This window comes from Acutalibacter sp., assembly GCF_056800975.1.
On the sequence record NZ_JBQISV010000090.1, the window covers coordinates 1 to 8,517 of the forward strand.

Consider the following 8,517-nt stretch of genomic DNA (forward strand, 5'->3'; position numbering starts at 1 on the left):
GCAGCGGCTGAGCCGTTTACAGGTTGCAATACGGTCAGCACACTTGAAAAGACCCTTTGAGTATCTCTCGAGAGGTAGCCGCTGCCATACCCTTTCACGGCTAGCGTATGACAATAGAGACTGTTGTGGCATAAAGCTTTTAAGAAAGCAGCGACTGTACTGCTACCGGCAGCAGTACAGTCAGCACACTTAACAAGTCCATTTCAGACCTCTTGAGAGGTAGCCCATACCATTAGCGTACACCACCCGTGACTATAATTTCGTCTTTTTTTATAATAACCCACGTCCCGCTTTTCCCGCAAACCGCGCCGGGAGCAGGGGGAATGCCAGGAAAGTCGCTGATTTCCCTGGCTTCAACCCCCAGCTCCCGGCGTTCTCTGTTAAAGCAGCCCCACACAAAAATTGCGCCCGAGCTGCCCAGCCTATTTTTTCACCACATTGTCCCAATGGCGCCCGAACCACCCGGCCATTGGCAAGCGAAATCAAACAATCCGACAGAAAAAGCCCAAGCAAATTCCATTGGCCAGTCTTCGGGCTGTGCTGCCTGAAAAACGCCGGCTTTACCGGGCAGGCTCCTCCACCAGCACCTGGCAGGCGCGCATAGCCTCCAACGCCCGCCGGTGGCTCTCCGGCGTCACCCCCGCGCAGCAGCTGGCGTCCACCACAACAGGGACCTCCGGCAGCGCCGCCTTAAGAATCATCACATTAGAGATCACACAGATGTCAGTGCACAGGCCCACCACCTCTACTCTTTCCAGGCCCCACCGCCTCTGATACTCCCGCAGAACATCCGCCAGCCCCAAAGACCCGAAGCTCCCCTTCTCAATGGCAGTCTGCTCCCGCAGGGCCTCTATGCCGGGTTCCAGCTCCCAGCCGGCCGTCCCGCTGACACAGTGGGGTATAGGCAGCAGCCGCCCCTCCTGGGTTTGCAGATAGTCCGCCCCATGGGTGTCCTTGGTAAAGAGCACCGGCCCCTCAAAGCCCCGAATCTTCTCCTTCACCCGGGGCACAATGGCCCGGGCCTCCGGGGTGCCCAAAGGCCCGGTAATAAAGTCGTTCTGCATGTCCACAACCACCAGAATCCGTTTTGCGCCGCTCATTTTTCCGCTCCTTTCCCGCCGGCCAGTCCGGCGCACAGCTCCTCCAACTGGGGAACGCTCTCCGCCAGCCAGTCCGCCCCCGCCGCTTTCAGCTCTCCCGGCGAGGCATAGCCATATTCCGCTCCTATGGTCCGCAGGCCCCAGGCCCTGCCCCCCTCTATGTCAAAGCGGCGGTCGCCAATCATCACAACCTGCTCCGCCGGGGGACTGCCCAGAAGCCTCAGGGCCTCCCCCACCACCTCCGCCTTGGAGGGCCGGGAACCGTCGTCGCCCACCACCACAGAAAAGAACGCCTCGATTCCCCGCATGGCCAAAATCCGCCGGGCGCCCTCCTCATTCTTGGAGGTCGCCACCCCCAACGCCGCTACACAGCCCAGCCGCCGGAGCATCCCCTCCACCCCGGGGTAAAGGGGGCTCTGGTTCACGCCCCAGGCCCAGTAGCGTTCCCGGTAAAGGGCAATGGCCTGCTGGGCGGCAGGCTCGTCCATATGGCAGAAGGTCATAAAGGAGTGGAGCAGCGGCGGCCCCACAAACTGCCTGAGAAAGTCCTCCGTCTGGGGGGACCAGCCCAGCCGGTCCAGGGCATACTGCACACAGCCGGTAATGCCCGGGCCGGTGTCGTTCAGGGTGCCGTCCAGGTCAAAAAGAAAATATCGAATCATAGCAGGCTCCTTTCCTCACGCCACTGTCCGCAAAGCCCTTCCCGGCAAAAGAATCACAACTCCGCCGGATGTAACCAGGGCTTGTCTGAAAAAATCCCCACCGCCCTCTCACTGTCCGCAAGCGGCCGCTATTCCGCGCAGACCCTTCTCAGCTCCTCATAGAGCGCGTTGCCGTCAAAGGGCCCCACTCCCTCATGGGTTTCCAGCCATTCCCCGCTCACACGGGACATTTCCTCTAAAAAAGAAACCAGGCCGTTCCGGTCCAGCGCCTGAAAAATGTGCGCCGAAATATGCTCGCCATCATGGATTTTAAAGACAATATCCTGCAAATCAATCAACTTATACGTCAGACTGTGGTCACAGTCCTCATTAGGCCCCATGTCATGCTTCACCGGGTAATTGCTGAACACATAAAGGGCCACTGCCGCCTGCTGCTGCAGCCAGCGCAAGTCGCCCTCATCCACACGGCCATCCTCCACCATCGCGGTTACCTTTTCATACATACTGGTAAATGTACTTGCTATGCGGACTGTCTGATAGCTATCCGCCCTGCATCTGTCCATATATTTGCCAACAAACACCGCAAGGCCGCCCATGCTGAAAATCAACAGCACAGCCATAACCGCTGCCCCCAGCCGAAGCTTCTTCACCTGCAGCCCCCCTCAGCCAAAAATCCTGAAAAGCCCTGTCCCCATTATACCGCAATCCCCGCATTTGTCAACGCCCCGGGGCTTCCCAGGCGCGTCCGAAGAAAGGGTATATGACGCAGGAACGGCCTCCGGCGGCTAGAGTCTGTTTGAAAACTCCGAAACACATTCCGTTTTGGCCAGAAATGGTGGCTTCGGCATCAAAAATCCTCGAAAGGCGGCAGCATTTCTCCGGTTTTAAAACAGACTCTAGGAGCTTTGTCCCCAAAAACCGATCACCGTTGAAAAGATGGACGAAGCTTTTCTGAACACTTACCAGAGCCTTGCTTATCAGCTCTTTGCTATGGGCGCTCCTGGGCTTCTCCGTCCAACCGGCACAGCCGGTCTACCCAGGCGTTCAGCGCCGCCGGGTCCATCTCCTTCAAGGCCTTGCAATAAAGGGCAAAGGACGCCGGGTCCTGCCGCTCCATGGCCCCCAGGGCCTTTTTCGGCCCGAAATAGTACCAGCCCCTGGCGTCGCAATAAATTTCCAGACTGTCCCGCAGCAGCCAGTGCCAGCGGTAAAAGCCCTCCGCGTCGCCCCGCACGCAGCGGCCCGCCATTTTCCGGCACCAGTCCAGGTCCTGGGCAACCTGCTCCGGCTCCTTGGGGCGGTACGCGGCCAGGTATTCCCTCACCCGTTCCTGCAGCCGAAGAGCCTCGCCCCGCCTGTCCACCAGGATTTTCCCATCAAAGCACTGCACCGCCTCCTGGGGGTCAAAGTCCCCGGCAAAATGCTCCGGCGGGTAGAGAAACAGGTCCAGAACCACCCCCTCCACCACCGAGCCGTCATGCCCTGCCCCGGCCTTGCGGGTCAGAGCCAGAGCGTCAAAGTCGCTGCCCTCGTTCTGACTCCCATCCGCAAAGGAGCCGTACACAATCAGCCCCTCCGGGTCGTATTTCTCCACAATATACTGTACAATCTTCTCCACAGCCCCACCTCACAGGGGATTCAGCCCGTCAAACAGCTCATCAAACGACCGCATCTCCCGGCAGCGGCCATAAGAGAGCGTCTTGTCCTCCCCAAAGGCCGCCAGCCAGCACTTGGCCAGCTCCTCCACCGTAATCTCCAGGTGCTCCATAAACTGCCGGTACACAGCCCGGTACTCCGGCGAGCCCTCCACATAGTGGCTGACAATCAAAGTCTCCGTGAGCTGGTCCAAGGGGTAGAGCTTCAGGTGCAGCAGCTCGTGGCAGATGACCTCCTCCGGGTTCTCCCCCCGGGGATTGCGGGCATTGAGCATAAGAATGGCCTTGCGGTCGTTAGGGTCAATTTTAAAGTCGCCGGTTTTGACAAAGGCCGGGTCGTCCACCAGCTCCAAGCGCACATCCCAGCTCTCCGTCAGCCGCAAACGGCTCCGCCATCGCTGAAAAATAGGCTGTAACACCTCGTCACTATAAGTTGTATAATCCATTCAGTTTCTCCCCTTCATCTCGTTTTTTCGTTGCTTGTTCCTCGCCGCACCTCAGGAAAGTGCCTTCCCAACTCTCTCACCCCGCGCTAATCCAACTACTCAAAAAAACCTCTCGGCCAGCTACCGTAACAAACCGCGTCAAGAAACCCCGCCTCCCCCACAACGTGAGGGCGTGTCCTTTGCCCGACCCCGCGAATCGGGTCCAGCGTCACGCTGGTTTTTCGTCGCGCCTGTTACGGTGTGCGCAATAACCGCCGACAGTCCCGCGCCAATCCACCTACTCAAAAAAACCTCTCGGCCAGCTACCGTAACAAACCGCGTCAAGAAACCCCGCCTCCCCCACAGCGTGAGGGCGTGTCCTTTGCCCGACCCCGCGAATTGGGTCCAGCGTCACGCTGGTTTCTTTCATCGCGCCTGTTACGGTGTGCGAAATAGCTGCCGGTAGTCCCGCGCCAATCCACCTACTCAAAAAAACCTCTCGGCCAGCAACCATAACAAACCGCGTCAAGAAACCCCGCCTCCCCCACAACGTGAGGGCATGTCCTTTGCCCGACCCCGCGAATCGGGTCCAGCGTCACGCTGGCGGAACGCTTCTACCTCTACTGCCAGCTGGGGTAGATGCATCTCAAACTTTGGCCCGAAGCGGAAATCCTTGCTGTATTTTCTGGTGGACTCAATCACCTGGTGGGTAAATCGTACCGCCAGCCAACAGGCTTCCTCCAAATTCATCCCGTTGAGCAGCCCGCCCAGCAGAGTAGAGGCAAACAGGTCCCCTGTCCCATGATACGCTCCCGGCAGCTCTTCCAGCATACAGAACGTTGGCCGGCCGCCCTTCTCCATGCACACGGCCCCTAGCCCGCCCTCACAGCGCACCCCAGTGAGCACCGCCATCTCCGGCCCCAGCCCGCACAACCGGCAGAGCAGCTCCTCCAACCGCTCCCGGCTCAGGGGCCCCTCCTGATACGCCTCATCCAACAGAGCGGCCGCCTCAGTCAGGTTGGGGGTGACCAGCCTGGCCCGGGCGCACAGCCCCTTCATGCCCTCCACCATGGCCGGGGTCATGGTCCGGTACAGCCGCCCCCCGTCCCCCATCACCGGGTCTACCATAGGCATGGCCTGGGGGAACATGTCAAAAATCTCCCCCACCAGCCCGGTCTGCTCCGCCGACCCCAGAAACCCTGTGTACAGCGCCTGAAACCCGCAGCCCAGCCCCTGCCAGTGCCTGGCTACAGGCAGCAGGTCCTCGGTCAGGTCCCGGTAGGTGAACCCCTCAAAGCCCCCTGTGTGGGTAGACAGCACAGCAGTGGGCATCACAGAGGTCTCTACCCCACAGGCAGAGAGCACAGGCAAAGCTACGGTCAGCGAACACTTTCCCAGGCCCGACAGGTCGTGAATGGCAGCACAGGTCATTTCGCGGTAGACAATGGAGGACATAGAAGCACCTCTTTCTAAAAAATATGGGTTGACAGAGCTTGTATAAAAAACGAAAAGGAAGATGGCCCCGGAGAAGCCAGACGCGCGCCGCCCGCAAGCCAAGGCCCTGGCAGAGCGCAAAGGAAGGCCGGCGGCAACCCCTCTCCCCTTCCAACCAATGAAAGAAGGGGCTTGCCGCCCCCTCCTTCACCGGTATGCTTCAGACTCCTTCAGACCCTGGGGGGTGAGCTCCAGCACCCGCTCCCCCACCTCCTCAATATACTTGCGGTCGTGGGACACACTGATCACACAGCCCCCGAACTCCCGCAGCATCCCCCGGATCACCGGGCCGGAGAGAGGGCTGAAATTCCGGGTTGGCTCGTCCAGAACCAGCACATTGTTTCCATCCAGAATCATCTTCAAAAAGAACAGCTTGGCCCGCTGCCCCCCAGAGAGGGCCGCAAGACTGTGGCTGCACTCCTCGGGGGTATACTTCATGCTGCCCAAATAGGTCTTTGCCTGGGTCAGCCGGGCCTTTTCCCCCGAGCCGTCTGTCAGATACTCCGCCGGGGTCTGGCTCAGGTCTACGGTCTCCCCATAGTCCTGGGGCATATAAGCCGCTTTGATGTCTGTCCTGGGCAGCAGCTCTCCCGCAATATGCCGCAGAAGCGTGGTTTTGCCCACCCCGTTTCTGCCTGTGACACACAGATGCTCCGGCCCCCGCACATGCAGCTCCACATTCTCCGCCAGCAAGCCCCCCTCCGGAGAACGCAGGGCCGGCAGAACCAAATCCAACACCGTCTTGCCCCCAGGCAGGGCGGCGGCAGAGTCAAACCCCACCAGAATGGCCTCCTCCGTGTCAGGGAACTCGGCCATGTCCTCCCGCTCCCGGTCAAAGCGGTGCTCCATAGACTTGACAGACTTCATTTTCTTTTTCAACAGCCGTCCTATTGCGTCCCGGTCCGCATGGCGGATGGCGTCAAGGTCATGCTGCACCTTCTGCTCCATCCGCCGTATTTTCTCCTGACGCTTTCGGTCCTCGGCCCGGTCCTTCCGGGCCAGCTGGGTCTGCTTGGCAATGTGGGCCAACCGCTGGTCCACATACTGGCGGTAGCCGCACCGCACCAGGGTCCACCGGGGCAGGGTCTTGCGGCGCAGCTGCTCAATGTGCAGAATAGCGTTGGCAGTGCGTTCCAGCAGAGTCTCGTCATGAGAGATATACAGCACCGGGGCCTCACAGCCCAGCAGAAAGGCCTCCAGCCATTCCAGCGTGGCCAGGTCCAGGTCGTTGCTGGGCTCATCCAGCAGCCACACATCCGGCCGGCGCAAGGCCAGCAGAGCCAGCTGCAGCTTCACCTTCTCCCCGCCGGAGAGAGTCGCCACCGGCCGGTCCGCATAGAAAAATTCCACCGGCAGCCCCAGCCGGGAGGCCTCCCCCGCCAACTCCCCAGGAGACGCGTCCAAAAAGGCAGGCTCCCGGCAGCAAAGCTCATAGCAGGTAAGGCCTCCCACATCCCCCATATCCTGGGGCAGATACCCCAGCACCAGGCCCCCGGCCTGAATCGTGCCGCTCCACTGAGCGTAGTCCTCCACCAAAGCCGGGCAGGCAATAAGCTTGACCAGCGTGGACTTGCCATCCCCCTCTTCGCCAATCACCGCCATGCGGTCGCCGGGCTGAAGGCTCAGGCGCAGGCCGCTGAGCAGGGGACGCAGGTCCTTTTTCATGGCAATACTCAGATCATTGATTTGCAGTGTTTTCCGAATTTGAGACATAAAAATACCCCCTGACTTGCCGGGGGACCGCAAGAAATCAACACCTGTATCCCGCACGCCGGAAAAGAGCAGCCCGTTGACCATGTCAACAGAGCCCGGCGAGAGAGACTGGTGAAAAGCAGCGGCCAAACATAACCCGGCACAAAACAGAGCCTCATAGAGAGACTCGGATGATTTTGTGGACATGGGTGATGTTTAAACGCGCATCTTTTCACTCCTTTGCAGGTTATGGGGACATTTTAGCACAGCGGGCCCGGGAAGTCAAGAGGGAAGATGGGGATTTTTATAGAGAAGGTGACAACGCGAGCGAAAAAGCCAAAGCGAAGCAGAAGCAAAGGAACGCGAACCAAAAGTTTCGTCCACCTTTACAAAGGTGGCAGAGCGCGAGACAGAGTCTCGCGACCTTGACCTTGAACTTAGGCGGCGCAGAAGACAAAGCCGCGAGGCAGAAGTCTACTTAACTAGAGCGGTTGGGCCGTGGTAAGGCTGCGCCGCCGACTTGCCGCAGGCAAGTCGAACTTAGCGAGGTCGACCACTGGGAGACCAGCGGCCCACCCGCTGCCGGCTGAAACAGAGCAAAAGAACCCCGCAGCCACTAAACCCAGCCAAAAATCCCCCCTGGTCCTGACCTATAGAAAAATCCCAAACAAACCACGATTTCCCTTCTCCACAATCTACAGCTCCAGCGCCTCCGCCAGCCACGCCGCCGCCAGCTGAGGCCACACCCGCACCTGGGCGCAGTCCCGCTCCAGCTTGGCCCGGTATGCCGGGTCCGCCTCTCCCGGCGGGGCAAAATAGCCGTCCATGGCCTCCGGCGCCACCCCTGGCACCTGCCCCGCCTGCACCTGGTCCCGCAGGGCCGCTGACTGGGCCATGGTGTAGGGCTCGCCGAATTCCCCGGCCAGCCAGCTCTCGTCTGCCAGCGAGAGCCCATGCTGCCCCCTGGTGAACACATGGTGGGCATAGGGCGCCCCCTTGGCCTGACAGGCTCCGGCAAACAAATAGCTGTTCTCCACCGGCACCGCCCCGTCCTCCATGGTCTGCCAGAGAAAACAAGGCGGCGTGTGGGCCGTCACATGGTTTTCCAGACTCATATAGTCCAGCTCCTGCTGACAGGCGTCCGGCCCCAACAGCGCGTCAAAAGACCCCCGGTGGGCCAGCGCGCCGCTGGTAATCACCGGGTAGCTGAGCACCGCCGCGTCAGGCCGGGCAGAAATCTCCCGGTAACGGGGGTCCTTGTCCTCCACGTCCCCATGGTGCACACAGAGACTGGCCGCCAGATGCCCCCCGGCGGAAAAGCCGCACACTGCCAGCCTGCCCGGGTCAATACAAAACTCCCCCGCCCGACTGCGAATAAGCCGCACCGCCCGGGCAATGTCCTGCAAGGGCTGCAGCCCCAGGGGGGCGTTCCCCAAGGGGTTGACTGTGTAGGTGAGCACAAAGGCGTTGTAGCCCTCGTCATAAAACC

Annotated in this window: 8 protein-coding genes; all 8 read right to left on the bottom strand. The window is 60.3% G+C overall.

Going from position 1 to position 8,517, the window contains the following annotated elements; translation table 11 throughout:
* Window positions 1-560: 560 nt before the first annotated feature.
* Complete coding sequence (locus ACTO5E_RS09000) at window positions 561-1,100, bottom strand: cysteine hydrolase family protein (protein ID WP_482303085.1); 540 nt, start codon at window positions 1,098-1,100, stop codon at window positions 561-563.
* The gene (locus ACTO5E_RS09005) at window positions 1,097-1,762 is read right to left on the bottom strand and encodes an HAD hydrolase-like protein (protein WP_482303086.1); all 666 of its coding nucleotides are present in this window, start codon (window positions 1,760-1,762) and stop codon (window positions 1,097-1,099) included. Before ACTO5E_RS09005 ends, ACTO5E_RS09000 begins: the two co-directional genes overlap by 4 nt.
* 128 nt (window positions 1,763-1,890) lie before the next feature.
* Window positions 1,891-2,412: a hypothetical protein gene (locus ACTO5E_RS09010; protein ID WP_482303087.1), complete on the bottom strand. Its 522-nt coding sequence runs from the start codon at window positions 2,410-2,412 to the stop codon at window positions 1,891-1,893.
* 338 nt (window positions 2,413-2,750) lie between these two features.
* Window positions 2,751-3,380 (bottom strand): nucleotidyltransferase domain-containing protein, encoded by a 630-nt coding sequence (locus tag ACTO5E_RS09015; protein WP_482303088.1) that lies wholly within the window; start codon window positions 3,378-3,380, stop codon window positions 2,751-2,753.
* A 9-nt stretch (window positions 3,381-3,389) separates the two neighbouring features.
* A complete protein-coding gene (locus ACTO5E_RS09020) occupies window positions 3,390-3,863 on the bottom strand; it encodes a hypothetical protein (RefSeq protein WP_482303090.1) in 474 nt (157 codons plus the stop codon).
* A 504-nt stretch (window positions 3,864-4,367) separates the two neighbouring features.
* Window positions 4,368-5,297: a pyridoxamine kinase gene (locus tag ACTO5E_RS09025; RefSeq protein WP_482303092.1), complete on the bottom strand. Its 930-nt coding sequence runs from the start codon at window positions 5,295-5,297 to the stop codon at window positions 4,368-4,370.
* Window positions 5,298-5,483: 186 nt separating this feature from the next.
* A complete protein-coding gene (locus ACTO5E_RS09030) occupies window positions 5,484-7,049 on the bottom strand; it encodes an ATP-binding cassette domain-containing protein (protein ID WP_482303093.1) in 1,566 nt (521 codons plus the stop codon).
* A 674-nt stretch (window positions 7,050-7,723) separates the two neighbouring features.
* Window positions 7,724-8,517 (bottom strand): alpha/beta hydrolase (locus tag ACTO5E_RS09035; RefSeq protein WP_482303095.1); only part of this gene is annotated, 794 nt, incomplete at its 5' end.